Origin of the sequence: Modestobacter sp. DSM 44400 (genome assembly GCF_900107175.1) — a bacterium.
Lineage (GTDB): Bacteria > Actinomycetota > Actinomycetes > Mycobacteriales > Geodermatophilaceae > Modestobacter.
Map to the genome: position 1 here is coordinate 39,004 of NZ_FNOZ01000023.1, position 25,887 is coordinate 64,890.

25 protein-coding genes and 1 riboswitch are annotated in these 25,887 nt (G+C 73.9%); of the genes, 11 read left to right on the forward strand and 14 right to left on the reverse strand.

Going from position 1 to position 25,887, the window contains the following annotated elements; all coding sequences use genetic code 11:
• Positions 1 to 5: 5 nt before the first annotated feature.
• Positions 6 to 488, reverse strand: coding sequence for an NUDIX hydrolase (locus BLW04_RS14890; protein WP_091542767.1), 483 nt, complete (start codon positions 486 to 488; stop codon positions 6 to 8).
• Between the two features lie 36 nt (positions 489 to 524).
• On the reverse strand, positions 525 to 1,139 hold the full coding sequence (locus tag BLW04_RS14895) for a PKD domain-containing protein (RefSeq protein ID WP_091542771.1): 615 nt from the start codon (positions 1,137 to 1,139) through the stop codon (positions 525 to 527).
• A gap of 309 nt (positions 1,140 to 1,448) precedes the next feature.
• On the opposite strand from BLW04_RS14895, the gene BLW04_RS14900 reads away from it, so the two are divergent.
• Positions 1,449 to 2,951: an MFS transporter gene (locus BLW04_RS14900; protein ID WP_091542776.1), complete on the forward strand. Its 1,503-nt coding sequence runs from the start codon at positions 1,449 to 1,451 to the stop codon at positions 2,949 to 2,951.
• 23 nt (positions 2,952 to 2,974) lie between these two features.
• Here the strand turns inward: BLW04_RS14900 and BLW04_RS14905 are convergent, their stop codons facing one another.
• The gene (locus BLW04_RS14905) at positions 2,975 to 3,202 is read right to left on the reverse strand and encodes a hypothetical protein (protein ID WP_091542780.1); all 228 of its coding nucleotides are present in this window, start codon (positions 3,200 to 3,202) and stop codon (positions 2,975 to 2,977) included.
• A 144-nt stretch (positions 3,203 to 3,346) separates the two neighbouring features.
• Here BLW04_RS14905 and BLW04_RS14910 point away from each other — a divergent pair, with 144 nt between their 5' ends.
• The 3 genes from BLW04_RS14910 to BLW04_RS14920 are packed head-to-tail and all read left to right on the forward strand — an operon-like array spanning position 3,347 to position 6,058.
• Complete coding sequence (locus BLW04_RS14910; protein WP_217631052.1) at positions 3,347 to 3,805, forward strand: MaoC family dehydratase; 459 nt, start codon at positions 3,347 to 3,349, stop codon at positions 3,803 to 3,805.
• An 8-nt stretch (positions 3,806 to 3,813) separates the two neighbouring features.
• Complete coding sequence (locus BLW04_RS14915; RefSeq protein ID WP_091542782.1) at positions 3,814 to 5,199, forward strand: ADP-ribosylglycohydrolase family protein; 1,386 nt, start codon at positions 3,814 to 3,816, stop codon at positions 5,197 to 5,199.
• 25 nt (positions 5,200 to 5,224) lie between these two features.
• Positions 5,225 to 6,058, forward strand: a complete 834-nt coding sequence (locus tag BLW04_RS14920) for a hypothetical protein (protein WP_091542785.1) — start codon at positions 5,225 to 5,227, stop codon at positions 6,056 to 6,058.
• Positions 6,059 to 6,129: 71 nt separating this feature from the next.
• On the opposite strand, the gene BLW04_RS14925 is transcribed toward BLW04_RS14920, so the two are convergent.
• From BLW04_RS14925 to BLW04_RS14935, 3 genes are read right to left on the reverse strand one after another with little or no spacing between them, the layout of a single operon-like run.
• Complete coding sequence (locus BLW04_RS14925) at positions 6,130 to 6,528, reverse strand: type II toxin-antitoxin system VapC family toxin (protein WP_091542788.1); 399 nt, start codon at positions 6,526 to 6,528, stop codon at positions 6,130 to 6,132.
• Entirely contained in the window at positions 6,525 to 6,761 is a 237-nt protein-coding gene (locus BLW04_RS14930; RefSeq protein WP_091542791.1) for a FitA-like ribbon-helix-helix domain-containing protein, read from the reverse strand. Before BLW04_RS14930 ends, BLW04_RS14925 begins: the two co-directional genes overlap by 4 nt.
• A 60-nt stretch (positions 6,762 to 6,821) precedes the next feature.
• A complete protein-coding gene (locus tag BLW04_RS14935; protein ID WP_091542794.1) occupies positions 6,822 to 7,253 on the reverse strand; it encodes a hypothetical protein in 432 nt (143 codons plus the stop codon).
• A gap of 204 nt (positions 7,254 to 7,457) precedes the next feature.
• On the opposite strand from BLW04_RS14935, the gene BLW04_RS26795 reads away from it, so the two are divergent.
• The 3 genes from BLW04_RS26795 to BLW04_RS14945 all read left to right on the forward strand — a co-directional run bounded on the left by BLW04_RS26795 (position 7,458) and on the right by BLW04_RS14945 (position 13,972).
• Entirely contained in the window at positions 7,458 to 8,750 is a 1,293-nt protein-coding gene (locus BLW04_RS26795; protein ID WP_175484066.1) for a hypothetical protein, read from the forward strand.
• A 29-nt stretch (positions 8,751 to 8,779) separates the two neighbouring features.
• A complete protein-coding gene (locus BLW04_RS14940) occupies positions 8,780 to 12,970 on the forward strand; it encodes a DUF3320 domain-containing protein (RefSeq protein ID WP_175484067.1) in 4,191 nt (1,396 codons plus the stop codon).
• A 314-nt stretch (positions 12,971 to 13,284) separates the two neighbouring features.
• A riboswitch (cyclic di-AMP (ydaO/yuaA leader) is annotated at positions 13,285 to 13,427 on the forward strand.
• A 14-nt stretch (positions 13,428 to 13,441) separates the two neighbouring features.
• On the forward strand, positions 13,442 to 13,972 hold the full coding sequence (locus tag BLW04_RS14945) for a C40 family peptidase (RefSeq protein ID WP_371327792.1): 531 nt from the start codon (positions 13,442 to 13,444) through the stop codon (positions 13,970 to 13,972).
• A 64-nt stretch (positions 13,973 to 14,036) separates the two neighbouring features.
• Here the strand turns inward: BLW04_RS14945 and BLW04_RS14950 are convergent, their stop codons facing one another.
• From BLW04_RS14950 to BLW04_RS28485, 3 genes are all read right to left on the reverse strand, one after another.
• Complete coding sequence (locus BLW04_RS14950) at positions 14,037 to 15,137, reverse strand: extracellular catalytic domain type 2 short-chain-length polyhydroxyalkanoate depolymerase (protein WP_217631053.1); 1,101 nt, start codon at positions 15,135 to 15,137, stop codon at positions 14,037 to 14,039.
• A gap of 228 nt (positions 15,138 to 15,365) precedes the next feature.
• Complete coding sequence (locus tag BLW04_RS28480) at positions 15,366 to 15,656, reverse strand: hypothetical protein (protein WP_371327793.1); 291 nt, start codon at positions 15,654 to 15,656, stop codon at positions 15,366 to 15,368.
• Between the two features lie 68 nt (positions 15,657 to 15,724).
• Complete coding sequence (locus tag BLW04_RS28485) at positions 15,725 to 15,889, reverse strand: serine hydrolase (RefSeq protein WP_254781592.1); 165 nt, start codon at positions 15,887 to 15,889, stop codon at positions 15,725 to 15,727.
• 287 nt (positions 15,890 to 16,176) lie between these two features.
• Between BLW04_RS28485 and BLW04_RS14960 the strand changes: the two genes are divergently transcribed.
• The 4 genes from BLW04_RS14960 to BLW04_RS14975 are packed head-to-tail and all read left to right on the forward strand — an operon-like array spanning position 16,177 to position 20,036.
• Positions 16,177 to 17,127, forward strand: a complete 951-nt coding sequence (locus BLW04_RS14960) for a threonine/serine dehydratase (RefSeq protein WP_254781583.1) — start codon at positions 16,177 to 16,179, stop codon at positions 17,125 to 17,127.
• Between the two features lie 4 nt (positions 17,128 to 17,131).
• Positions 17,132 to 18,340 carry an amidohydrolase family protein gene (locus tag BLW04_RS14965; protein WP_091542809.1) on the forward strand — a complete coding sequence of 403 codons (1,209 nt, stop codon included), beginning with the start codon at positions 17,132 to 17,134 and terminating at the stop codon, positions 18,338 to 18,340.
• Positions 18,337 to 18,810: a RidA family protein gene (locus BLW04_RS14970; RefSeq protein WP_091542812.1), complete on the forward strand. Its 474-nt coding sequence runs from the start codon at positions 18,337 to 18,339 to the stop codon at positions 18,808 to 18,810. Before BLW04_RS14965 ends, BLW04_RS14970 begins: the two co-directional genes overlap by 4 nt.
• On the forward strand, positions 18,807 to 20,036 hold the full coding sequence (locus BLW04_RS14975) for a Zn-dependent hydrolase (RefSeq protein ID WP_091542815.1): 1,230 nt from the start codon (positions 18,807 to 18,809) through the stop codon (positions 20,034 to 20,036). Before BLW04_RS14970 ends, BLW04_RS14975 begins: the two co-directional genes overlap by 4 nt.
• A gap of 91 nt (positions 20,037 to 20,127) precedes the next feature.
• On the opposite strand, the gene BLW04_RS14980 is transcribed toward BLW04_RS14975, so the two are convergent.
• The 5 genes from BLW04_RS14980 to BLW04_RS15000 all read right to left on the reverse strand — a co-directional run bounded on the left by BLW04_RS14980 (position 20,128) and on the right by BLW04_RS15000 (position 25,832).
• The gene (locus tag BLW04_RS14980; RefSeq protein WP_091542819.1) at positions 20,128 to 21,363 is read right to left on the reverse strand and encodes a metal-dependent hydrolase family protein; all 1,236 of its coding nucleotides are present in this window, start codon (positions 21,361 to 21,363) and stop codon (positions 20,128 to 20,130) included.
• A complete protein-coding gene (locus BLW04_RS14985) occupies positions 21,360 to 22,355 on the reverse strand; it encodes a threonine/serine dehydratase (protein WP_217631055.1) in 996 nt (331 codons plus the stop codon). Before BLW04_RS14985 ends, BLW04_RS14980 begins: the two co-directional genes overlap by 4 nt.
• A gap of 8 nt (positions 22,356 to 22,363) precedes the next feature.
• The gene (locus tag BLW04_RS14990) at positions 22,364 to 23,209 is read right to left on the reverse strand and encodes an ABC transporter permease (RefSeq protein WP_091542822.1); all 846 of its coding nucleotides are present in this window, start codon (positions 23,207 to 23,209) and stop codon (positions 22,364 to 22,366) included.
• Positions 23,210 to 23,227: 18 nt separating this feature from the next.
• On the reverse strand, positions 23,228 to 24,154 hold the full coding sequence (locus BLW04_RS14995; RefSeq protein ID WP_091542825.1) for an ABC transporter permease: 927 nt from the start codon (positions 24,152 to 24,154) through the stop codon (positions 23,228 to 23,230).
• A gap of 85 nt (positions 24,155 to 24,239) precedes the next feature.
• The gene (locus BLW04_RS15000; RefSeq protein WP_175484068.1) at positions 24,240 to 25,832 is read right to left on the reverse strand and encodes an ABC transporter substrate-binding protein; all 1,593 of its coding nucleotides are present in this window, start codon (positions 25,830 to 25,832) and stop codon (positions 24,240 to 24,242) included.
• Positions 25,833 to 25,887 lie beyond the last annotated feature (55 nt).

Consider the following 25,887-nt stretch of genomic DNA (forward strand, 5'->3'; position numbering starts at 1 on the left):
GCCGGTCATCCTCCCAGCGCCGCGCCGGCGAGCAGCTCCGCCAGGCGGTCGAGGAACGGGAGCTGGCCCGTGACGAGGCGGGTGCGGGCCTCCTCCAGACCGGACCAGGCGGCCCGGTCCATCTCCGGGAACGACTGCATCCGACCGGAGCGTGGCGGCCACTCCAGCTCGAAGGTGTTGCTGGTGGTGACCGCCGCGTCCAGGTTGCCCTCGGCGGCCCAGACGGTGAGCACCTTGCCGCTGGTCACCCGCAGCGTGCCCAGCGGGAGGAAGTCGTCGGACGGCACCGGGGAGCCGAGCTCCTCGGCGAACTCGCGGCGGGCGGTGGCGAAGGGGTCGTCGTCCGGGCCGTGCTCGCCCTTGGGGATCGACCAGCCACCGGCGTCCTTCTTCGCCCAGAACGGGCCGCCCATGTGGCCGATCAGCACCTGGAGCCCCTGGTCGGGCGTGCGTCGGTAGAGCAGGATCCCAGCGCTCGTCCTCGGCACCCGCGTCTCGCCTCCCTGTCCGTCGTCCGGTCGTGGTCAGGCCCTGCCGGGCCACCGGTAGGTGCAGGTGGCGGAGGTGGTCTGGCCGGTGGCGTCGGTGAGGACGGCGGTGACCTCGAAGGCCCCGGGCACCAGGTAGGTGTGGGAGAAGATGGCGCCGAGGTGCTGGTCGTCGTTGGTGTAGGAGTCGCCGTCCCCGTAGTCGATGGTCACCGAGAACGGACCGCTGGCGGTGGTCTGCCGACCGAAGAGGGGCGATGCGCCCGCTGCACCGGTGGGACAGGTCACCGCCATCACCGGCGCGGGTGGCAGCACCGGCGCGGTGGTCGCGGTCGCATCCGGGGGGACGACGGCGTGCGCGGCGGCGTCCTGCGGCGGCGCCGGAACGGCACCGCCGAGCGCCACAGCAGCCAACCCGGCCGCGGTCATCCCGAACGCCGCCGGCAGCGTGACGGCGCCCAGCCAGTGCGCCCGGCCGCGGACCACCGCCATCCCGCCCGCGAGCGCGACGACGGGCACCATCACGAGCAGACCGGAGCCGATTCCGCCGGCCACGGAGACCAGCAGGACGAGCACGAACAGCAGCGACCCGGCCATCAGGGCCGGACGGGTGTGCCCGTCCGGCTGTCCGCCGCTGTCGATCTCCGCCACGACGCTCCTCCCCCGGGACGCTCCGGCGGCGCCCTCGCTGGGGAGTCTGCACACGGTTCACGCCCGCCGCCGGGTTCCGTGGTGCGTCGTGCGACGGCTGTGGTCAGCTGACATGCCTGTTCCGCATGGGACTGACTCGGGTCAGGCGCGCAGGGCCGTACCGATAGGGATCTCGGTGCCGTCGGGCCGGTAGGTGTGCCATCGGCCGTCGGAACTATCGGCCGCCATCCGATCGGGCCACGCCGGTTCAGCCGGCTTCCTTCGGGGGACACAGCGCACCGAAGTCCTAGTGCCGACGAGGGGACAGCCATGCCGGGAAAGTCACCGCTGATGGGTCGATACGGGCCGGCGGTGGCCATCGCGCTGCTGGGGCTGGCCCCGAACATCGTGCTGACCACGGCGTTCTCGTTTCTGACCCCGGTGCTGGTCCGGGACCTGCATACCTCGCCGATGGTCCTCCAGTTGGCGGAGGGCATGAGCAACGCCGGGTACGCGCTCGGCGCCGTCGTGGCAGCCTTCCTGGGCCAGCACGTCGTCCAGCGGAAGCTGTTCCTCGGCTACGAGACGGTGTTCATCGTCGGCTCGGTGCTGGCCGCCGCGGCTCCGAACGCGGCCTTCTTCTTCGCCGGACGGGTGCTGCAGGGCACCTCGACCGGGTTCATGCTCGTCGCCGCGCTCCCACCGTTGGTGACCCGCTTCGGGGTGAGCCGACTGCCTGTCACGGTCGCCATCGTCAATGTCGGCCTGTTCGGCGCCACCACGCTCGGGCCGGTGATCGGCGGCCCGGTCGCCGCGGCCGGTGCCTGGCGGCCCCTGCTGTGGGCCGTCATGGGCCTCGGGCTGCTCGGGCTGGTCGTGGCCGCGCTCGGCTATCCGCGGTTCGATCCGGCCAATCCGGACCTGGCGTTGGACAAGGCGGCCATCGTCCTCGCCGTGGCCGCGACGTTCCTGCCGTTCTTCGCCACCTCGGTGCTCATGGGGAGGTCGTTCACCGCGCCGGTGTTTTTCGTTCCCTTCGTCGTCGGCCTGCTGGCGCTGGTGGTGCTGGTGGTGGCCGAGTACCGCAAGCGGGAGCCGCTGATGCCGGTGAGGGCGCTGTCCACCCAGCTGCCGGTGACCGGGACCCTGGTGGCGATGATCGCCGGTGCGGTCGTCGTCTCCGTGGTCGAGCTCGCCCAGCTGCTCCTCAGCGACGTGGCCAGGACCCCGCCCGGCTCGGCGGGACTGCTGTTCTGGCCAATGCCGGTCGGGCTGGTGGTGGCCGCCGTCCTCTTCGGGGTCCTGCTGCGCACCCGGTATCTGGCGGTGCTGGTCGACGTGGGCCTGGTGGCGCTGGCCGGGGCTGCGGTGATCCTGTTCTTCGCCGAGAGCGCCGATCCGGATTCGGCGGTCCGGTGGGCGACGCTGCTCCTGGGCTTCGGAGCGGGGGCCACGGTGTCGCCCGGGTTGTTCCTGGCTGCCTTCGGAGTGCCCTCGAAGACCCTCGGCCGGGCGTTCGCACTGGTGGAACTGCTGCGGTCGGAGGCCGCCTACGCCGTCGGGCCGATCATCGCGTTCGTCGCCCAGGGCCGCGCGGACCTCGCCTCCGGTGTGCGACTGGGGCTCGTCGTGATGATCGCGCTCGCCGGGCTGGGTCTCGTGGCGGCGCTGGTGATCCCGGCGGTGAGCGGGGCCCGGCTGCGGGTTCCGGACCTGGAAAGCTGGCTGAAGGGGGACGAGCCGGCGCTGCCCTCACCGACGACCGCAACCCACCTGCGTCCCTCGGTGCAGGACGACGCGGCCGAACCACTGCTCCCCCGCCGCCGGCACTGATCCTGCGGGCCGGCGGCACCTGCTCAGCCGTTGTCGAGAACGTTGTCGAGGACGTTGCCGCGGACGCGATCGGCGAAGCCGCCGGCGACGAAGGCGCCCGCCCGCGAGTCGGGCCTGCGCTGCGCCTGACCCTCGAAGCAGCGGATGAACTCCTCGCCGGGGCCGAGCAGCGCAGGCGAGGGGGTGGCGGCCACCTCGGCGACGGCGCGGGCGGCGGCTGAGGCCGGAACGGGCAGGTCGTCGACGGTCACGTGGGCAGTCTCGCGAACGGGGTCACGGAGGACGGACCGGACGGCGACGGTGGCAGGAACGCAGCGGAAGTCGGCAGGAGCCAGACCGGCGTGATGCACGGGGGCCGCGGGGCAGGGCGACGACGCACAGGTAACTTCCCCGTCGTGACCGATCGCTACTTCGAGGACTACGTGCCCGGGACGACATCCGAGTACGGCCCCATCCGGGTGGCCGAGGCGGAGGTGGTCGACTTCGGTCGGCGGTTCGATCCGCAGCCCTTCCACGTCGACGCGAAGGCAGCGTCCGCGGGGCCCTTCGGTGGTCTCATCGCGAGCGGCTGGCACACCTGCGCCCTGATGATGCGGCTGCTCGCGGACGAGTACCTGTCCCCGGTGTCGAGCCTCGGCTCACCGGGCGTCGACGAGCTGCGCTGGATCCAGCCGGTCCGACCCGGCGACGAGCTGACGCTCCGGGCCACCGTCGACGAGGCCCGTCCGTCCCGGAGCAAGCCGGACCGCGGTCTCGTGCATACCCGGGTCGAACTGGTGAACCAGGCCGACACCGTCGTCCTCAGCCTGCGAGCCATGAACCTGATCCGCACCCGCCCGAACGACGCCGGCTGACCGCAGCCGTGCGTGCCGCCATACCCCGCGCCCACCGGGTCGCTGGTGCATTGATCGGCTCGGCCGTCGGCGACGCGCTCGGCGCACCGTTCGAGTTCGGTCCACCCGGGGCGTTCACCGCTCGCTTCCCGCTCCCCGCCCGCGGACTCGCGACCGAGATGTGCGGCGCACCGGGCCGGGAGCCCGGCGAGTTCACCGACGACACCCAGCTGGCACTGCTGCTCGGCACCTCCCTCGTCGAGCGGGGCGGCCTGGACGAGGCCGACGTCTTCGCCCGCTTCCAGACGTGGGCACGGGCCGACCCGTCCGACATCGGGAGCCGAACCCGCGCCGTCCTGGGCTCGGGCCTGCCCTGGCAGGCCGCCGCCGCCGAGCACGCCGCACGCTCGGGGCACGCCGCCGGCAACGGCTCGCTGATGAGGACGGCGCCGGCCGCGATCCGGTTCGCCCGCGACGGCCGGCGGGCCACGATGGACGCCGCCCGCCGGATCTCCGTCCTCACCCACGGTGACCTCGCCGCGGGCGAGGGCTGCGCGGTCTTCTCCGAACTCGTGCGGATCGCGCTGGACGGCCGGGATCCGCTCGCCGCCGTCCCGGAGGCCCTGGCGCTGGTCTCCCCCGACCACCGCGGGCGGTGGTCGACGGTGCTCGCGCCGGACTGGACGCCGGACCGGGCCACCGAGCCCAACGGCGCGGTCCGGCCCACGCTCGGCTCCGCGGTGTGGGCGCTGCGCCACGGCCGCGATTTCGCCTCCACTCTGCGCCTGGTCATCGACCTGGGCGGCGACACCGACACCGTCGCCGCGGTCGCCGGCGGTCTGGCCGGCGCGGTGTTCGGCATCGCCGGCATCCCGATGCGCTGGACCTCGGTCGTCCACGGGCGGGTCCCCGGGCACGGCGAGCGGGTGTGGCAGCTCGCCGACCTGCACCACCTGGCTGCCGCGCTGGACGGCTCGCCGGCCGCGCCGTACGAGGCACCGGAGACCCGCCGGCTCGAACCGCGGGAGGTCGCCGACGGCGTCTGGGCGGCCGACCTGGACGGCGCCCGCCACAGCTCGAGCGACTTCGCCGTAGTCTCCTTGTGTCGGACTGGGACGCGTTTCCCGCACGACGTGCAACGTTTCGCCTACCTGACCGACGACGACGCGAACAGCAAACTCGACGCCGTGCTGGCAGACGTCCTCGGCGACATCGAGGGGCTGCGGGCGGACGGCAAGCAGGTGCTCGTGCACTGCTTCGCCGGCCAGTCGAGGACGGGGCTCGTGCTGCGGGCCTGGCTGCGGCGCAGCGAGGGGCTGTCCGCGGCAGCGGCGACGGACGTCGTCGCCCGACGCTGGCCGCACCTGAGCCTGTGGAACGACAGCTTCACCCACGCGCGCGAGCGCGTGCACTGACCGAACGACGAACGGGGCTCGACACATGGCACTGATCACCTGCCCCACCTGCAACTCCGAAGAGATCACCGGCCGGCCGCAGCCCGATGGCCGGCTGCTCATCCACTGCGAGGACTGCGGCAACGAGTGGCTGCGCGGGGAGACCCGCCGCGACCCGGCCCGGCCCGCCGTCCAGTCGATCGACTCGCTGCAGGCCGAGTTCCCGACGGCCTCCGCCGTCCGCCCCGACGTCCGCGAGCGCGTCCAGCTGCTCCAGTCGGAGTTCCTGATGGAGCGGCCCGAGCCCGACCCCGACGTCGAGGCCTACCGGGTCCGGTACGCCGAGCTGTTCGAGAAGGGCAACCTGGGGACGGCGACGCCCGACCAGCTCGCCCACTTCGCGAACTCCGATACCGTCGCCGCCCCCGGCAACATGTCCGGGTTCAACCGCGCGTGGAAGACCCAGGGCCCGGACAAGTCCGCCGCCGCGGTGCGGTCGACGATCGAGTACCTGCTCTACGGGCCGGAGACCCTCCGCCTGGAGGACCGGCTCACCCACCTCATCGACGGCAAGAAGGGGCTTGGCTTCCCCTCCTTCAAGGAGTCGCTGCTGACCAAGGTGCTCGTCGTGATCCACCCCGAGCGGTTCCTGCCGGTGCTGAAGTACACGGCCGCGGCCGGTGGCAAGAAGGAGCTCGCCAAGCTCGTCTTTGATCTGGACCTGCCGCCGGCGGAGAAGGTCGCGTGGACGAGCGGCCGCCTCGCGGTGTGGAGCAACGACCTGCTGCGCTCGCTGGTCGGCAACGACATCCCCGACCTGCAGCAGGCTGCGCGGTTCCTCAACTGGGCCAAGAACCAGCCGGCGATGTCGCGCACCTGAGTTCTGCCCGCACGACGCGCGAACGCCCCGCTCCCGGCCTCCGGGGGCGGGGCGTTCGCCGCCCCCGGAGGTCAGGGACCGGGCACCCGGAACGTGCAGGTCGGGCCACTCGCCCGGGCCAGCCGACGATCCAGCGTCCACAGCGGGACGTCGAGCGCCTCGGCCAGCGCGACGAAGGCACCGTCGTAGGAAGTGACGGTCGGGTGCAACGCCCAGACCCGACCGGCGAGCGGCTCGAACGGGAAGACGGTCAGCGGCAGCTGCACCAGATCCCGGTGGGCCAGTGCCGCGACGTCCCGGCCGAGCTGCCCGGAGAGCACCGAGCGGCGCAGCACGGCCGAGACCTCGACGTACAGGTGCGCCGGCGCGGCCAGCGCCTGCCCAGCCAGGCCGGACCGCGCCCACTCGCCGTCCGGCCCGCCGTCCACCAGGGCGGCGACGATGGCGGACGGGTCGACGACGACGGTCACGCCCGGTCGGCGTCGCGTGCCTCGAGGATCGTGTCCGCGGGCAGCCGGCTCGCCGTCGCGCGGACACGCTGTTCCACCCGGGCCCACAGGTCGTCCGGGCTCGGCCGCCTCGCCAGCTCGGTCAGCTGACCCCGCACGTACTCCTGCAGCGACTGCCCGGCACGTGATGCGCGGGCCGCCAATTCGTCACGGGTCTCGTCGGGCACGTCGCGGATGGTCATGGACACCGACACACATGCACAATAGCAGCGCTGCATGCGTGTTGACAGCACTGCCCGGTACGACCGGCACGGTCAGTCCCCGGCGTACGCGCTGACGCCGAAGTGCCGCTGCCCCCGGCCGTCCTCCTGGACCAGCACCGTGTACGCCTGGCCGCCGATGACCGCGGCGCAGGTGTCGCCGGAGCACTCCACGGTCTCCACGGTGGCGCCCTGCGCGGCCACCGACTGGGCGACGGCGGCCTCGGTGGCGGTGTTCGCCCGGTCGATCCGGTCGCGGTAGTACACGAGCCCGGCGATGGCCACGGCCACGACGATGACGGCCACCAGGACGGTGGTCAGCAGCGTGGTGTTGCGGGCGACCCAGCCCGGCTCCCGCTCCTCGGGAGGAGCGGCGTCGGGCGCTCCTCCCGGGTCGGTCGTGATCAGCCCGGTCGTGGTGGCCGGGAACCCCGTCGCCGGTCCGGCCGGGGCAGGGTCGGTCGGGTGCGTGCTGTCGGTGCTCATCGCGTTGCTGCCTCGTTCCGTTCAGGGGGTGTCCGGGCCGCACCCGCGGGGCCGGCGGACCCGGGGCAGGCACCGATGGCCGCCCCGATCGCCTGACGACAGTGCCACACCATCCGCGGGATCCCGTCGTCACTCCCGTCCCACCCGTGGCGCGGCGGACCGGCGGGTCCCGGAACTCACGTCCGGCCGGGCGTAGACAAGGGCATGGGCATCTCCTCCGGCCCCCGGCTCGACCCGGCGGCCCGGAACAGCGACCTGCCCGGCCGCGTCTCGATCGAGGTTGAGGCGGTCCCGGTGCTCAGCTGGGCGCTGGCGCGGCACGGCGTTCCGGTCGTGTCCCGGCTGCTCCTGACCGGTGGGGCCGTACCCGTCCGCAGCGCCGAGGTCACCGTGCAGGTCCGCACCGCCGACGGGCCGCTGGGCTCCCCCGCCGTGTTGCGCGCGGACCTGGCGCCGGGCCGGACCACCGTCCTCGCCGCCGTCGACCTGCACCTGGACGCCGACGTCCTGTCCCGCATCCCGGCGGCGCGGCCCGGCGTGATCGAGGTGAGCGTCGCGGCCGACGGCACCGAGCTGGCCTGCAGCAGCACTCCGGTCCAGGTGCTCGGGGCCGCGCAGTGGCTGGCCGCGCCGGCGCCGTTGGCCCTGGCGATGCTCGCCGCGCACGTGCTGCCCGACGACCCGGCGGCAGCGGCGCTGGTCGGTGGCGCCGCCGACCTGCTGGAGCTGCGCACCGGCGACCCATCGCTCGCGGACTCCACCTGCGGCCCGGAGCTCATCGACCGCACCGTGGCCGCGATCGTCGAGGCGATGCGCCGCCGGGGGGTGCGGCACAGCCCGGCCCCCGCCGACTGGGCCAGAACCGCCCTGACCGTGCGGACGCCCGGCGAGGTCCTCGAGTCGCGGCTGGGCAGCTCCCTGGACACCGCCGTCGTCCTGGCCGCGGCGTTGGAGCACGCCGGCATCCGGCCGCTGCTCTGGATCGCCGAGGGGCACGCCTTCCTCGGCTACTGGCGGACGCCGGGCGGCACCGGGAGCACCGTGACCACCGAGGTCGACGGGCTGGTGGAGTTGGTCGAGCGCGGCGCGGTCCAACTGGTCGACGCCACGATGCTCACCGCCGAAGCGGAACCGGCCACCTTCGGCGACCTGCACCGCACACCGCACGCCGCATGGCTGACCGGCGACCTGCACCGGATCACCGGCGTCACCGACGTCCACCGCGCGCGGCTGGACGGCATCCGACCGCTGCCGGTGCCCGGCGCCGACCCCGCTCGGCGCAGAGCGCGGCAGCCGCCGGCCCGGGACGACGGCTGGACCCGGCTTGCCCTGACCCTCGGCACGACACCACCGCCGCGGGTGGAGCAGTGGGCGGCGGAGCTGCGCGACCTCGCCCCGAACCGGACGGCGGGCTGGCTGGACGACTCCGCGGGTCCGTCGGTCCTCCTCCCCCGGTCCGCGGCCGACCGGCTGCAGGCCGGGACGCCGGCCCCCTGAACGACGTCGACCCGGACCGCCTCCGGGAGTTGCGCGCCGTCGCCGAGCAGGCCGGGGCTCCCAGCCTCACCCTGACGCTGGGCACCCTGGCCTGGGCGATCGACGGCCGGCCGCTGTGCTCACCGGTCGTCGTGGCGCCCGTCGTCGCGGCGCCGGTCGATCCCCCCGACCCGGACGGCGGGCTCGCCCTCGCCGGCACCCCCCAGCTCAACCGCTACCTGCTGGCGGCGCTGCACCGGCGGCACGGCCTGTCGGTGCCCGAGCACGGTCCGGACGGCGCCCCGCTCGACCCAGCCGGCGTGCTCGCCGCACTGCAGGGCGAGCTCACCGCCCGCGGGCTGCCGTTCGCGGTCCAGTCGACCACGCAGCTGACGGTGCTCCCGCCGCTGCGGCTCGAGGCCGACGTGGCTGAGCACTGGGCGACCTTCACCGCCAACGCGCTGTTCGCCCACCTGGCCGCCGACCGCGAGGAGCCCTTCGCCGACCCCGCCCCGAACATCGCCGTGGACGTCGACGTCGACGAGCTCGCCGCCCGGGTCCCCCTCCCGGCCGATGCCAGCCAGCTGCGTGCGGTCGCCGAGGCCGCGGCCGGGCGCACGTTCGTGCTGGACGGCGGGCCCGGCACCGGCACCACGCAGACCATCGCCAACCTGGCCGCCCGCGTCGTCGCCGACGGCTGCCGGGTGCTGGTGGTCGCCGACGACGGCTCCGCTCTCGACGCGCTCGCCCGCCGGCTGGCCGACGCCGGCCTGAGCCACCTCACCTGCGACCTGCGCGGCGGTGCCACCTGGACGAGGACCACCCCGACCCCCGGCGACTCCGAGGCGACTCCGGACGATGAGGCGACTCCGGACGATGAGGCGACTCCGGACGATGAGGCGACTCCGGACGACGCGCTCGACGAGGAGCTACGCACCGCGCGGCGCGCCCTGGGCGACTACGCGCGCCGGCTGCACGAACCCAACACCGCGGGGCTGTCGCTCTACACGGCCCGCGCCGGGGTGCTCCCTGCCGACGGCGACGCCCCGGCACTCCCGGTGCCGGAGCGGTTCGTGGCCAACACCTCGGGGCGCACCATCGGCGCAATCCGGCGCGTGCTCACCGCGCACCCCGCGCTCGCCGACGCGACCGGGCCCCGCCCCGGGCACCCGTGGGGCTTCCTCGACCGGCCCGACGTCGACCCGCTCGGGGTGCAGCAGGCGGTCGTTGCGCTCGACCGGGCGGTGGATGCCCTGCCGGCGGACGGGCAGCTGGCCTCGGTGCTCGCCGCTGTGCGGACGACGGCCGACCTCGACGCCCTGGCCGCCGTCCTGACCACCGTCCTCGACGGCCCCTGCGTGCCGTTGGACGTGCTGGACGACCTGGACTCGCCGGAGTGGACGGAGGCGGCGAACGCGGTCCTCGCCGACGTCGCCCTGTTGGGCGCGGCCGACCAGCCGGGCCTGGACGTCGCCGTCCCAGCCGCCCTGGACCTGCCGCTCGCCGAGCTGGCGGCCGAGGCCCAGGAGGCCGCCGCGGCGGGCCGCCTGCTCCGGAACCGGCGGCTGTCCGCCGTCCTCGACCAGCTCGCGCCCCTGCTGCGACCCGGTGTGCGCGTCCGGCCCGGGGAGGTCCCGGCACTGCTCGCCGAGCTGGCCTCGGTGCAGGCGGAGGTCCGGGAGCTGGCCGCCCGGGCAGCCGCCGTCCCGGGGCTGGACGTGCGGCCGGACTGGAACCCGTTCACCGACCCCGACCTCGCCGACCGGCAGATCGGCCGGCTGCACCGGGTCGGCGCGGCCGTCGCGAGCTGCCCGGAGACCTTTCCCGACCTGCGCCGGCACCTTGCCGGCGAGCCGGCACCGGACCCGGTGGCGGCGCGCCGCGTGGCCGCCCTTCGGGACGCCGTCGCCGCGCTGCTCGACGCCTGCGCCATCCTCCCCGGCCATCTGGCGGCGTGGGCGGCCGCCGACGGGCTGCTCGCGCGCTGGACCGGTACCCGCGAGGGGCGGGCGATCGACACCTTCGGCCTGCCGTCGCTCGGGGCCTGGCTGAGCCTGCTCCGCCCGCTGGAGCTGCTGTCCGCCGCCGGGCTGACCGAGGCGCGCGCCGCCCTGCTGACCGGCGCGGTGCCGGCCGGAGACGCGGTCGCCGCGTTCGACCGTGGCCTGGCCGCGGCCTCGGTGCGGGAGCGACAGCGGGCGACCGGCCTGGACGCCGTAGCCGCGGACGCGCAGGACCGGGCGGCCCGCCGGTTCGCCGACGCCTCGCGCGCCGCCCGGGCGTCCGTCACCGCGGCGCTGCGCGACCTGGCCGTTCCGGCCGAGCCGCCCTGCGTGCTCGCCGACCCCGAGTCCGTGGCCCGGCACCTGCCCGCCACCGCCGGGCAGTTCGACCTGGTGGTGTTCGACGATGCCGCCTCCCTGCGGGTCGCCGACGCGGTCGGTGCACTGGGCCGGGCGCGGTCGGCGGTGGTGGCCGGGAACAGCCGGCAGCTGCTCCCCGGGGATTTCGGCAGCCTGCTCGGCGCGTGCCTGCGAGCCGGGATCCCGCGGCTGGAGCTGGCCTGGCACCACCGCAGCCGGGACGAGTCGCTGTTCGCCGTCAGCAACGCCGTCCAGCACGGCAACCGGCTGGCCACGCTGCCCCCGCCTACCGGCGGCCCCGCTCTGTCGCTCGTCCCGGTGGCCGGCACCTTCCACCGGGCCGGAATGCTGCCCGGCACCAACCCGGTCGAGGCGCGGGCGGTCGTGGCGGAGGTCCGGCGGCGCGTCGACGCCTCGCCCGACGCGGTGCCGTCGATCGCTGTGGTCGCCTTGCACCGGCAGCAACGGACGCTGATCGAGGGGCTGCTCCGCGACGCCGGCGACGCACGGCTGGCAGCGGCGCTGGCCGCCCCCGACGGGCTCGTGGTGCGCACCGCGGACGACGTGCACGGCCTGGAACGCGACCTGGTGCTGCTCTCCCTCGGCTGCTCCCCCGGTGCGCGCGGCGCCGTGCCGCCCGACCTCGGCCCGCTGGGCCGGGCCGGCGGGGAGCGGCACCTGGACCTCGCGACCACCCGGGCCCGCCGGCAGGTGGTCGTCTACGCGTCCTTCGACCCGTCGCAGCTGCGCGCGGCGGAGACCTCGCTGCTCGGCGTCCGGCAATTGCGGGCCTATCTGGACGTCGCGTTGTGGGGCACGGACGCGGTGCCACAGGACGGGCGGCAGGCCGAGGTGCCGGATCCACACCGTGCGGAGATCGCCGCTGCGCTGCGCGACCGTGGACTGGCCGTGCGCACGGACGTCGGGCTGTCCGACGTGCGCGTCGACCTTGCGGTGGCCCGGTCCTCCGCGCCGGATGTCCCGGTGCTCGCCGTGCTGCTCGACGGCCCGGCGTGGGCGCGCCGGAACACGGCGACCGACCGCGACGGCGTACCGGGGGACGTCCTGGGCCGGGTCCTGGGCTGGCCGGCGGTCGAGCGGGTCTGGCTGCCCTCGTGGCTGGCCGACCCAGGGGCGGTGCTCGACCGGCTGGTCCGGGTGGCGGGGTCCGCCGTCCAGGCGCCGGACGGGCCACTGCTCCCGCTGCCGGCCGCCGTCGACGTCCCGTCCGTGCCTCCCGTGCGCCGGGAGCGGCCGCCTTCGGCTGTCGCACCGCCGTCCGCTGCCGCGCCGGTGCGGGTCACCGCCCGCCCGCAGGTCGCGCCGGCGGTGCTGGACGGCGAGGCACCGTTCACGCCGTGGACGCCGGAACCGACGGGCGAACCGCGGGTCCTCCGCCGGCTGGCGGACCCGGAGGCCGCCCGGCAGGTCCGCGCGGTACTGGCGGCCGGGATCGCAGCCGAGGGGCCGGTTCACCGGGACCGGCTGGCGCGGCTGACCGCCGGCGCGTTCGGGGTCGCCCGGGTTTCCGAGGCGCGGCGGGAGTCGATCCTGGCGCTGCTGCCCGGCTCGGCGGAGCACCTGTGGCCACCCGGCCTCGACCCGGCGACCTGGACCGGCTTTCGCCGGCAGGCCACGAACGGCGAGCGGGTCCTGGAGCACGTGGCGCCGGAGGAGATCGGCAACGCGATGGTGGCGCTGTGCCGGGCCGGCGCCGGCATGACCCGCGACGAGCTGTTCGCCCGCACGCTGGCCGTCTTCGGGCACCGCCGCCGGCACCCGGTGCTGGTGCCCTTCCTCGAGGTGGCACTGGCGCATGCCGTGCGGGCCAGCCGGGTGACCCGGCAGCCGGCCGGTCTGCTCATCAGCGCCGCCTGACGGCGCCTCCGGCAGGGCGTGCCGTGGCCGGCCGGTCACGCACGGTCGGAACACGCACAACCGGGTCACATTCGCCCGTGGACGGCCCGGGGCGCACGCTGACGTTCCGTGTGCGGCGCGGTGCGACGTCGTCCGACGTCGGCGGCGGCGAGTCGTCGATGCGGCGGCTCCGAACCCGCCGAGGGAGCCGCTCACGGTGACGCTCCGCAGTCGGGCAGGAATCCGGAAGTCGCCCTAGCGTCGTTCCCCGTCCGCCGGGCTCAGCCGTCACCGACCGTGTGACACCCGCCGGACACCGCCGAACCGGGCGCCAGCGCAGTTCCGCGCTGACGCCTGGACCGGGGACCCATCGCAGTTCTGGGGTGAAGCGCGACCGGCACGCAGGTGCCGGTGCGCCGGGCGAGTTCCCCCGTCCGAACCCGTCAGCTAACTCGGTAGGCGGTTGCGGAGAACAAGGAGAACCCGTCGTCCGTGACGACCACACGCACGTCCACCGCCCGTCGTACCCCCCGTTCCGGCCGCCGGGCGGTGATGGTCCTTCTCGCCAGCGCCGGCGTCGTCCTCACCCCGCTGACCGCCCAGGCGTCCACCGGCATGCCGGGCCCCGCGCCGGCCGCACCCATCTCGGCGGCGCCGGTCGCCGCCCCCAACCCCGCCGCTCAGCTGGCGGTCGACACCGCGCTCGCCCAGCAGGGCAAGGCCTACGTGTGGGCCGGTGCGGGCCCGAACGTGTACGACTGCTCGGGGCTCACCCAGTTCGCCTACCGGGCGGCCGGCATCGCGCTGCCGCACTCCTCGGGGATGCAGTCGACGATGGGCGTCCCGGTCGCGCGGGCGGACCTGCAGCCCGGTGACCTGATCTTCTTCTACAGCCCGGTCGGCCACGTCGGCATGTACATCGGCAACGGCCTGATGGTGCACGCGCCGACCAGCGGGGACGTCGTCCGGGTGGCCAGCGTCGACACCATGTGGGGCTACAACACCGCCCGCCGCATCGTCTGATCCGGCACCGCTGACGCGGCGCCCCGGCCGCCCGTGCGGCCGGGGCGCCGGCACCGGCCCCGGGTCAGCCGCCCAGGGCGGAGACCATGTTCATCACGGCCCGCATCTGCGGACCGAGCTTGTTCGCGTAGTCGACGTCGTTGGGCCCGAGGTAGCCCCACCAGTCCCAGCACCCCTTGGGGTTGACGATGGTGTCGGTGGTCGGCGTCGCCTGCGGGTAGAGGACGACGAAGTCGTTCGTGTCGGCGTAGGCGTTCAGGCCCGACCGCTCCACGAACGTGGTTCCGATCTGGTCGGCGGTCTGCAGGCACCCGTGGAGTGCCACGACGACGGCGCACGTGGCACCGCTGGCACAGGAGTCCGGCGTGTACAGGTAGCCCGTCGCTCCCATGCCGATGGCGGCCGCGCCGGTCTTGGTGAGGTCACCGTTGCCCGGCTGGGCCGGCACCGCGTACGGGTCCTGGGAGAAGGAGGTCACCCTCCCGCGGGGCGCGGCGTTGTTGGGCTTCTTGACCGAGCCGAACATCGTCTTCAACAGATCGGCCTCGGCGTCGTATCCAGGGCAGTTGTTGATGTACGGCGCGGCGGTGTTCCCGCAGGCGACCGGGCCGAGCGGGCTGATCCAGGCGTGCCCGGCGGCCAGGGTGCTGCGGTAGGTCAGCGGCGCCGCGTAGTGCCGGTAGTAGGCGGCGAGGTCGTCGGCGAGGGACTGCACCACGGTCGGGTCCTGCGTGCCGTGGAAGAAGTAGGTGCGCGAGCGGGTCAGGTTCTTCGTCGGGTCGATCTTTCCGGCCCGGGCGTACTCGTCGGTCTTGGCATAGGACGTCGCGACGTCCGTGGGCACGGTGTCGACGGTGCAGCCGTAGAGCGCGATGGCGACGTTGTCCTGAGCGCACCAGTACGGGCCGGCGCTGAAGACACCGGCTCCGCGGAACCGACTGGAGTAGGCCACCTGCAACTGGGTGGCCATGTAGCCACCCGAGGAGATGCCGGTGACGAAGTTGCCCGTGACGGCCAGCCGCGGCAGGGCCCCACCCGCGGGGGCCGCCTGCGCGGTCTCCCCGACGGTCAGGGCGGCCACCGCGACGACGGCGGCGCCGAGGACGGCGAGTCTTCGGCGCAGCGCGCCTCGCCGGACGCCCGAGCGGGCGGTGGTCTGGTCCACTGTTCCTCCTGGGGCGCGCGGCACCGAACCCGCCCTTTTTACTGCAACGTGCGTCACATCGCTCGCTGACCAGCGGTTCTCTCCTGATCAACCCGCGACCGCGTCGTGCACCGCCGTCCAGAACGGCTCGGGTCCGTCATGCGGGCCGGTCCTCATCCGCTGGGTGACCAGCACCGTGACCAGGTCGAGCGTCGGGTCGGCGTAGGCGGAGGTGCCGGTGCCCCCGGTTCAGCCGAAGCGTCCAGGCATCGTCCACGGGTCGGTGCGTTCGAGGGTGACCTCGACGTTGCCGCCCCGCGACCGGCCGGGGCCGAGGAAGGTGTGCGCCGCGGCGCGCTGGCCGTCGATGAGCCGGTCGCTGGTGAGCAGCCGCGCCGGATTCAGCACTGGCGTGCCACCGTCGGCGAGCGCGGTGAACAGCGCGAGGACGTCGGGAGCGCTCGACACCAGCCCGCCGCCCAGCGACTCGAAGACCCGCGGCCGGGAGGAGATGCCGGCGGGCGGGCCCGCGACCTCCAATCCGCCGTCGCCGGAGGCGTAGAAGGTGGCGAGCCGGTCGGGGGACGGCGTCCAGAAAGTGGTGTCGGTCAGCCCCAGGGGGCGACCTCGTCGTCCAGGGACAGGACGCCGTCGTCCACGAGGCCGAGGGTGAGCACGCTGCCGAACGGCTTGGTGAGCGAGGCGATCCCGAACAGCGTGTTCGGGCGCATCGGGGCGCGGCCGTCCAGGGCGAGCCGGCCGGTGGCGTGCACCTCGGTGCGCCCCGGCGTGCCGGACCGCCGCGACGCAGCCCGGGAAACGGCCGCCAGCCACCTGGTCGTCGAGCAGCGTCCAGACGGCGGCGGACCTCGTGTCGGTCGGGAGATCGGCGGTGCGGGTCACGGTGGTCCTCCGGATCGGGCAAGGTGTCGGGAGCTGAGACGCCGGGGCGACGTGGAGTCATCGGCGAGACCGTCGGCAGGACCGGTACGGTGCCGGAGGTGGGACCGGGTCCGGCCCATCGACGTCGCCTCCCCGGCCGACCCGAGAGGACGTGGCGGTGACCATCGCGCGCTCGGACGTCCGCGACGCTGCGCTGCGGATCGCGCCCTTCGTGCGGCGGACCCCGGTCGTCGTCCTGGGCGGGAACCGCGTCGGCCTTCCGCACGACGTCGTCCTCAAGCTGGAGGGCCTTCAGCACTCGGGTTCCTTCAAGGCCCGCGGGGCGTTCAACACCCTGCTGTCGCTCCCGGTGCCCGCCGCGGGGGTGATCGCCGCCTCCGGCGGCAACCACGGCGCGGCGGTCGCCTACGCCGCCCAACGACTCGGGCGCCGGGCGACCATCTTCGTGCCGGCGACCGCGCCCGAGGCCAAGCTGGAGCGGATCCGGCGGTACGACGCCCAGGTGGTGGCGGTCGGCAGCAACTACGCCGAGGCCTACTCGGCCAGCCTGGACGACGAGGCCCGCACCGGTGCGCTGCGGTTGCACGCCTATGACCAGCACGAGGTCGTCGTCGGCCAGGGCACGGTCGCGTATGAGTTCAGCCAGCAGGCACCGGAGCTGGGCGCCGTGCTCATCGCCGTCGGCGGCGGAGGCCTGATCGCCGGGTGCGCCGGCTGGTACACCGACAGCCTCCGCGTGGTCGGGGTGGAGCCCGAACGCGCTCCGACGATGCACGCGGCCCGGGCGGCCGGGGCGCCGGTCGACGTGGAGGTCGGCGGGCTCGCCGCGGACGCGCTCGGCGCCCGGCGGCTGGGCACCATCGCCGCTGAGGTGACCACCCGGTACGTCAGCGAGTCGCTGCTGGTGAGCGACGCCACCATCCGGGAGGCCCAGCGCGTCCTCTGGGAGGAGCTGCGGGTGCTCGCCGAACCCGGTGGGGCCACGGCCCTGGCCGCCCTGCTGTCCGGCGCGTACGTCGCGGCGCCGGGTGCACGCGTCGGCGTCGTCGTGTGCGGCGCCAACCTCGATCCGGCCTCGTGGTCGGTCCTGCCCGAGTCGGGGGTCTGACCCGGTGAAGCACCCGCCGCTGCTGCTGCGCGGGCGCGTGCTGCCCGTCCTCGACGCACCGATCCCGCACGGGGCGGTGGTCATCGAGGACGGCGTGATCACCTACGTGGGCCCGGCCGCCCGCGCCCCGCACCTGCCTGGCGGGGCAACGGAGGTCGACGCCGGCGACGGCACGATCATCCCGGGCATGGTCGATGCCCACGTGCACCTGGTGGCCGACGGCTCGGCCGACTTCATGGGCTCGGTGGTCCGCTCCGCACCGGAGGAGCTGACCCGCACCGCCGCCGCCAACGCCGTGCGCACGCTGACGGCCGGCACGGTGGCAGTGCGTGACCTCGGGGCGCCGGACGGGATCGCGGTCGCGCTCGGCCGGGAGATCGCCGCGGGACGGCTGCCCGGCCCGCAGATCGCGGCGGCCGGGCGGGCGATCACCGCTCCCGGCGGCCACATCCCCTATCTAGGGGTCGAGGTACAGGGCGCGGCGGAGATGGCCGACGCGGCGCGGACCGAGCTCGCAAGGGGCGCCGACGGGATCAAGCTGGTGGCCACCGGCGGGGTCCTGACGCCGGCCGTCGCCATCGGCAACGCGCCCTACGAGGAGGCGGAGCTGGCCGCCGCCGCGGGCGTCGCCCGGGCGGAGGGCCGGTGGGTCGCCGCCCACGCCATCGGCTACGACGGCACCAAGCGGGCACTGCGCGCGGGCGCGACCACCATCGAGCACGGCGTGTACCTCGACGACGAGGCGGTGGACCTGCTGGCGTCGTGCGGTGCTGTGCTGGTGACCACCCGCATCGCCGTGGTCCGGATGCTGCGGAACGCCGACGTGATCGAGGGGGCGGTCGTCGCGAAGGCCGAGGAGATCCAGGACGTGAACATCGAGTCCCTGCGGCGGGCCGCGCGGGCCGGCATCCCGATCGCCGGGGCCAGTGACGCCGGTACCCCGTTCAACCCGCACGGTGGGGTCGCCGAGGAGGCAGCGCTGCTGGTCGGCGACATCGGGCTGTCCACCGCCGATGCACTGCGCGCCGTCACCGCCACGGCCGCGCGCTGCCTGCTGCGCTCCGATCTCGGGCACCTGTCCGTGGGGGCGGCCGGGCACGTCGTCGTCACCGGGGGCGACCCGATGGACGACGTCGGTGCCCTGCGCGATGTCCGCTCTGTGGTGTTCGGCGGCCGGCTGGTTCCCCGCTCCGCCGACGAGGAGACGACGTGACGACCGAACCCGACCCGACTATCCAGCTGCCCCCTCCCCCGCCGCCCGGAGCCAACTACGTGCCGGCCCGCCGGCACGGCGACCTTCTGTTCATCGCCGGGCAACTGCCGTTCGTCGGCGGCCGGCTGCCCCGGACCGGCAAGCTCGGCGACTCCGTCGACGTCCCGGCCGGTCAGGAACTCGCCCGCCAGGCGGCGTTGAACGGTCTGGCCGTGGCCGACGCCGAACTGGGTTCGCTGGCGGGCGTCTCGGTCGTCCAGCTCACCGTCTTCGTCGCCAGCACCGGCGACTTCACCGAGCAGCACCTCGTCGCCAACGGCGCCAGCGACGTGCTGATCGCCGTGCTCGGCGAGCGCGGCCGGCACGCCCGCACCGCGGTGGCGACGCCGGTGCTGCCCCTGGACACCCCGGTCGAGGTACAGCTGGTGTTCAGCCTCGCGTCCCCGCAGCAACCGGAGGAGAACTCTTGAGCGCCCCCGCCGTCCACGTCGACGAGCAGTTGCTCGGCCGCTACGTGACCGAGCTCGGTGCCATCGGCGAGAAGCCGGACGGCATGTACCGGTTCATGTACGACGACGCCTGGCAGTGGGCCCGGGACGCCCTGCTCGAGTGGATCCGGGACGCCGGCCTGGAGGCGCGGGTCGACGCGGTCGGCAACGTGTTCGGCCGGCTGCCCGGCTCCGGGGACGGCGTCGTCCTCACCGGCTCACACGTCGACACCGTCCCCTCCGGCGGCAAGTACGACGGTGCGCTGGGCGTCGTCGGCGGGCTGGCCGCGCTGGCCGCCCTGCGCACCGTCGGGACGCCGACCACCACGCTGGAGGTCGTCTCGCTGTGCGAGGAGGAGAGCAGCCGCTTCTCCGCCAACTTCTTCGGCACCCGCGCCATGCTCGGGCTGATCGCCCCGGACGAGCCCGACCGGCTCCGCGACCGGGACGGCGTGACGTTGGCCGAGGCCATGCGCGACGCGGGCCTGGACCCGGCCGCGGTGGCCGGCGCCGAGCGGCACGACCTGCGCGCGTTCCTCGAGCTGCACATCGAGCAGGGCCGGGTGCTGGCCGACGAGGGCGTCGACGTGGGGCTGGTCGAGGTGATCCCCGGCATCGCCTGGGAGACGATCACCGTCCGCGGCCGGCAGGACCACGCCGGCGCCACTCCGATGGACCTGCGTAAGGACGCGCTGCAGGCGGCCGCGCAGATGGCCCGGGAGATCACCGGAGCGGCGGAGCAGGAGGGCCGCCCGGCGGTGGCCACCACCGGCCGCTGGACCGTCGAGCCGGGGCAGCCCAGCGTCGTCCCCGGTCTGGTGCGGTTCTCCCTGGACCTGCGCCACCCCGATCTCGCCGTCCGGGACCGGCTGCTCGACCAAGTGCACCGGATCTGCACCGAGGTGGCTCAGCGGCACGGGGTCGAGGTCGACATCGTCCGGGACAAGGACGAGGAGCCGGCCACGATGGACGCCGGCCTGCTCGACGTCCTCCGCGGCTCCGCCGAGGCATGCGGCGCGAGCTGGCGGCGGATGCCCAGCGGAGCGGGTCACGACAGCCAGCTGATGGCCACCCGGGTGCCGACGGCAATGGTGTTCGTGCCCAGCGTCGAGGGGCGCTCGCACACCCCGGCCGAGTACACCTCCCCGGAGGACTGCGTGCGCGGCGCCTCCGTGTTGGCGACCGCCCTGCACCGGCTCGCCTACTGACCGCCGCGCCCGGCCGCCTGGAGAGGTCGGCGGCCCTCCTGCAGGGGCCCGCCGCGAGCCTGCGAGCGGTGGGGGGCAGGAGGGTCCTTCCTCAGGCGGCCTTCGGGACCGCCGCACCGGTGTCGGTCAGCTCGTTCCGGTGCACGACGCCGTCCTTGACCACCAGCACCACTCGGCCGGTGGCGGTGATGTCGGCGACCGGGTCGCCGTCGACGAGGACGAGGTCGGCGAGCCTGTCGACCTCCAGGGTGCCGATCTCGTGCGCCAGCCCGAGGTTCTCCGCGGCGCTGCGGGTGGCCGCGACCAGCGCCTGCATCGCGGTGAGCCCGTGCTCCACCATCAGCGCAAGCTCCAGCGCCAGGTCGCCGTGGCCGTTGAACGGCGTTCCGGCGTCGGTGCCGGCGGCGATCCGCATGCCCGAGGCGACCGCCGCGGCGAAGCTCGCCCGCTGCTGCTGCGCCTCGTTCTCCGCCTTCTCCACGACCCACCCGGGGATGCCCTGCGCCCGGCCGTTCCGGATGATCCCGTCGACGGCCAGGATGGTGGGAACGAGGAAGGTGCCCTGGGCGACGGCCAACTCCAGCAGCTCGTCGTCGAGGTAGAAGCCGTGCTCGATCGAGTCGATGCCGGCCAGCAGCGCGTTGTGGATGCCGGCCCGGCCGATGGCGTGCGTGGTCACCCGCCGGCCGGAGTTGTGCGCCTCCTGCGCGACGACCGCCAGCTCCTCGGGCAGCAGGGCGGTCTGGGTCGGGGAGACGCCGGGGGTCAGGACGCCGCCGGTGGCCATCACCTTGATCACCGCGGCGCCGGCCTTGATCTCCGTCCGGGTGGCTTTGCGCACCTCGTCGGGGCCGTCGGCCTCCCGGCCGATGAAGTGCCCGTGTCCGCCGGTCATCGTGATCACCCGACCGGCCGCCTGCACCCGCGGACCAGGAATCATTCCGCGCTCGATCGCCTTGGCCAGCTCCACGGCGACCTCGTCGGCAGCACCGCAGTCGCGCACCGTGGTCACGCCGGACTGCAGGGTGACCCGGGCGGCGCGCGCCGCGCGGAGGGTGACGATCGGGATGGTGTCGGTCGCGACCTGCGCCATCAGGTCCGGGGTCCCGTCGTGGGTCAGGTGCACGTGACAGTTGATCAGGCCGGGCAGCACCGTGCGGCCGCCGCCGTCCACCACGTGCTCCGGTGCCGTGCTCGGTGCCGAGTCGACCGGCCCGATCCAGGCGATCCGGCGGCCCTCGACCACCACCGCCTGACCGGGGACCGGGGCCGAGCCGGTGCCGTCGACGACGGTGACGTTGCGGAGCAGGAAGCTGGTCGTGGTCATGACGCCTCTCGGTCGGTGGTGGTCAGGCGCCCGAACAGCGCCAGATCGACGTTGCCTCCGCTGGCGACGGACACCACGCGGGTGCCCGGCGGCAGGTCCAGCGCCCCCGTCATCAGCGCGGCCAGCGGCGCGGCGGCAGAGGGCTCCAGGACGAGCTTGGTGCGCGAGACCGCCAGCGGCAGCGCCCGCAGGATGTCCTCGTCGCTGACCCGGACGATCCGCTCGACGAACTGCTGCACGTGGTCGACGGTCACCTGGCCGCTCATCGGCGCGGCCAGACCGTCGGCGACGCTGCGCGCCGCCGGCATCCGCACCGGGCCGCCGGCGGCCAGGCTGCGCGTCATCACGTCCGCGGTCTCCGGTTCCACACCGATCACCCGGGTGCCCGGCGACAGGGCCGCCAGCGCGCACGCAACGCCGGAGATGAGCCCGCCCCCGCCGACCGGGACGAGGACGACCTCGGCGTCGGGTACGTCCTCGGCGATCTCCAGGCCGACGGTGCCGGTACCGGCGACCACCGCCGGGTCGTCGAAGGGGTGCACCGGGATGCGGCCGGTCCCGGCCACGGTGGCGAGGTAGGTGTCCACGAGGTCGCCGTCGGTGAGCACGACGTCGGCCCCGTAGGCCCGGCACGCGGCGATCTTCGCCGGCACCGCCGTCGACGGCATGACCACCGTGCCGGGGACGCCGACACTGGCTGCCGCGTAGGCGACGGCCGCGCCGGCGTTCCCGGCCGACAGGGTGATCACCCCGCGGGCGCGGTCCTCCGCCGGCAGCGAGAGGACCTTGTTCAGTGCACCGCGGGCCTTGAAGCTGCCGGTCCGCTGGAACACCTCCGCCTTGAGGTCCAGCCGCACGCCCCACAGCTCGCCCAGGCTGGTCGAGCGCAGCACCGGGGTGCGGTGCACCCGACCGGCGAGCCGGCCGGCCGCGGCCCGGATGTCGTCGATGGTGACCAGGCCGGGAGGGACGTCGGGAGTGCGGGTGCCCATTCCGCCGCTCACCCGGCCGGCGCGTCGACGGTCCGCAGGCGCGGGTCGAGCGCGTCGCGCAGTCCGTCACCGAGCAGGTTGAAGGCGAGGATCGCCAGGAAGATGGCGATCCCGGGGAACGTCGTCAGGTGCGGGGCGCTGAAGATGAACTGCCGCCCCTCCCCCAGCATCGTCCCCCACTCCGCGGTGGGTGACTGGACGCCCAGGCCCAGGAAACCGAGCCCGGCCGCGAGCAGGATGCTCACCCCGATGCTCAGCGTCCCGTGGACCAGCACCGGGGTCAGCGAGTTGCGGAACACGTGCCGGGTGATGATGCGAAAATTGCTGGCGCCCAGCGCACGGGCCGCCTCGACATAGGGTTCCTCCCGCAGGCTCAGCACCGAGGAGCGCACCAGCCGGATGATCACCGGGACGACGCTGACCCCGACCGCGATGATCACGTTCTGCAGGCTGACCCCCAGCACCGCGACCAGCGTGAGGGCCAGCAGGATGGAGGTGAAGGCGAACATCATGTCCGCGAACCGGGAGATGGCCAGGTCGGCCCAGCCGCCGTAGTACCCGGCCACCATGCCCAGCGGCACGCCGATGACCAGCCCGATGGCGACCGCGACCACGCCGATGAGCAGCGAGATCCGCGTGCCGTACATCAGCCGGGTGGCCATGTCGCGCCCCAGCTGATCGGTGCCGAGCCAGTGTGAGCCCGAGGGGCCCTGGATCGACGCGGCCAGGTCCTGGGCGTTGGGATCGTAGGGCGAGATGACCGGGACCAGGATCGCCAGGACGACGAACGTCAGGATGATCGCCAGGCCGATCATGGCCGGGGTGTGGTGGCGGAAGCGCCGCCAGGCTGTCATCGGGTTGCCTCTTCCACGTCAGTACCGGATCCGCGGGTCGACCACGACGTAGAGGACGTCGACGACCACGTTCAGCAGGATGAAGACGGCGGCGTAGACGAGCACGATCCCCTGGACGACGGCGAAGTCGCGGGCGCCGATCGAGTCGACCAGGAGCCGCCCGATGCCCGGCCAGCCGAACACGGTCTCGGTGAGGACCGCGCCGCCCAGCAGCGCCCCGAACTGCAGGCTGATGACCGTCAGGATCGGGATGAACGCGTTGCGCAGCCCGTGCTTGATGATCACCGTCCGCGGCGGCGCGCCCTTCGCCTCCGCCGTCCGCATGAAGTCCTGCCCCAGCACCTCGAGCATGCTGGCGCGGGTCATCCGGGAGACCAGGGCCGTGGAGAACGCCGCCAGCGTCACCGCCGGCAGCACGATGCTCAGCGGCTGTCCGCTGCCGGCGGCGGGCAGCCAGCCCAGCGTCACGGCGAACAGCAGGATGAGCAGCAGCCCCAGCCAGTAGACCGGCATCGACACGCCCATCATCGCCACGCTGGAGACCACGTGGTCCAGGACGGTGTTGCGCCGCACCGCGGCCAGCACGCCCGCGGTCACCCCCACCAGCGAGCCGACGACGGTGGCCACGAACGCCAGGATCAGCGTCGCCGGCAGGCGGACGGCGATCTCGGCGGACGCCGGCCGCGAGGTCCGCGCCGACTCCCCGAGGTCACCCTGCACCACCCCGGAGATGAAGTGCCAGTACTGCGACAGCAGCGACTCGTCCAGGCCCAGTTGCTGGCGGATCTGGGCGACCTGCTCCTCGCTGGCGTTGAGCCCGGCCAGCACGCGGGCCGGGTCACCGGGCAGTACCCGGAGCATCAGGAAGATCAACACCGATACACCCAGGAGGGTGATCAGCGACAGCAGCAACGTGCGCACGATGTGTGCGGCGGTGCCCGTCATCCCTGGCCTCTCATGTCTGGGCCTCCCTCACCGGCCGGCTGGGAGCCGCCCCTGCCCGCGGGCAGGGGCGGCCGTCCGTCGGTGGTCAGCTGGCCGGGTGGGCGTAGATCGCGTCGAACTTCTCGGTCGGCGTGGAACCGATGCCGGTCACGTCGGCCGAGTGCACGATCGGGAAGGACTGGGCCCACAGGAAGATCCACGGAGCGTCGTCCCAGATGACCTTCGAGGCGTCGCAGTACAGCTGCTCGCGGGTGCCGGGATCGAGTTCCACGTCCGCCTGCGCCAGCAGCTGCTCGACCTGCGGGTTGGTGTAGAACGACGTGGCCAGACCGGCCGGCGGGTGGGTGGCCTGCCGGAACATCTGCATCTGGAAGTCCGCGTCCAGGTAGGGCGGGGCCCAGCCCAGCAGGTGCATGTCCACGGTGTTCTCCGAGTGCGGGGCGTTGACCCGGGCCAGGAAGGACGGGAAGTCACTGGTGCTGACGTTCACAGTCAGGCCGACGTCGCGTAGGTAGCCCGCGATCGCCTCGGCGGCCTGGGCGTCCTGTACGTACCGGCCGCTGGGGGTCAGCAGGTCGAGGGTGGCCCCGGCGGCGCCGGAGTCGGCGAGCATCTGCTTGGCCTTGGCCGGGTCGTAGTCGTAGGAGCCGGTCTTGCAGTAGCCGAACAGGCTCGGCGACATCGGGGCGTCCAGCACCTTTGCGGCCCCGAACAGCACGTTGTCGACGATGGCCTGCTTGTCGACGGCGTAGTTCAGCGCCTGGCGCGTCTCCTTGTTCGACAGCAGCGGGTCCTGGAAGTCCAGCGAGATGAAGATGGTGCGGTCGCTGGGGGCCAGCAGCGTCTCGACGTCCTTGTTGGACTGCAGCGACTTCAGGTCCGACACCGGCGGGAGGATGATCATGTCGACCTGGCCGGCGAGCAGCAGGCTCTCCCGGGTGGCCGCCTCCGGCACGATGCGGAAGTTCACCGTGTCGTAGTAGGGCTTCTCACCCCAGTAGTCGGCGAACTTGGTCACCGAGAAGTTCTCGCCGGCGGTGTACTTGCCGAAGACGTAGGGCCCGGTGCCGACCGGCTTCTGGTAGTTCACGTTGGTGTTGCCGTCGGCGGTGACCGATGCCGGGGAGATGATCCCGGCCGTCGTCACCGACAGCGCGCTGAGGAAGCCCGGCGAGGGGTGGGTCAGCTTGACCTCCACGGTGCTGTCGTCGACCGCCGTCACCGAGTCGATCACCTTGTACGGCGAGCCCAGCGGGACCTTGACGTCGGGGCTGGTGATCCGCTCGAGGGTGGAGACGACGGCGTCGGCGTTGAACGGCGTCCCGTCGTGGAACGTGACCCCCTTCCGCAGCCCGAGGGTGACCGTCAGGCCGTCCTCGGAGGTCTCGAAGGTCTCGGCGAGCTTGCCGTTGACCTGGCCGTCGTCGTCGACGGTCGTCAGCGTCTCGACCATGTAGTCGACCATGTTCGACACGGTGGTCGTCGTCTGACCGGCCGGGTCGAAGGTGTCGGGGTCGATGCCGACGGCGATCGAGAACGTCGAGTTCCCGTCGCCGTTGTCCGACGACGGCGCCTCCGGGTCATTGACGCTGCAGGCGCTGACGAGCAGGCCCAGCGCCGCGACCGCGGCGAAGGACCTGATCCGGGGAGTGCGGCGGCGTGGTGCTGGCGTGTTCATGGGCTCCCGCTCTGACGAGGTGGCACACAACTGGACGATTTCGGAACGGTGGGAC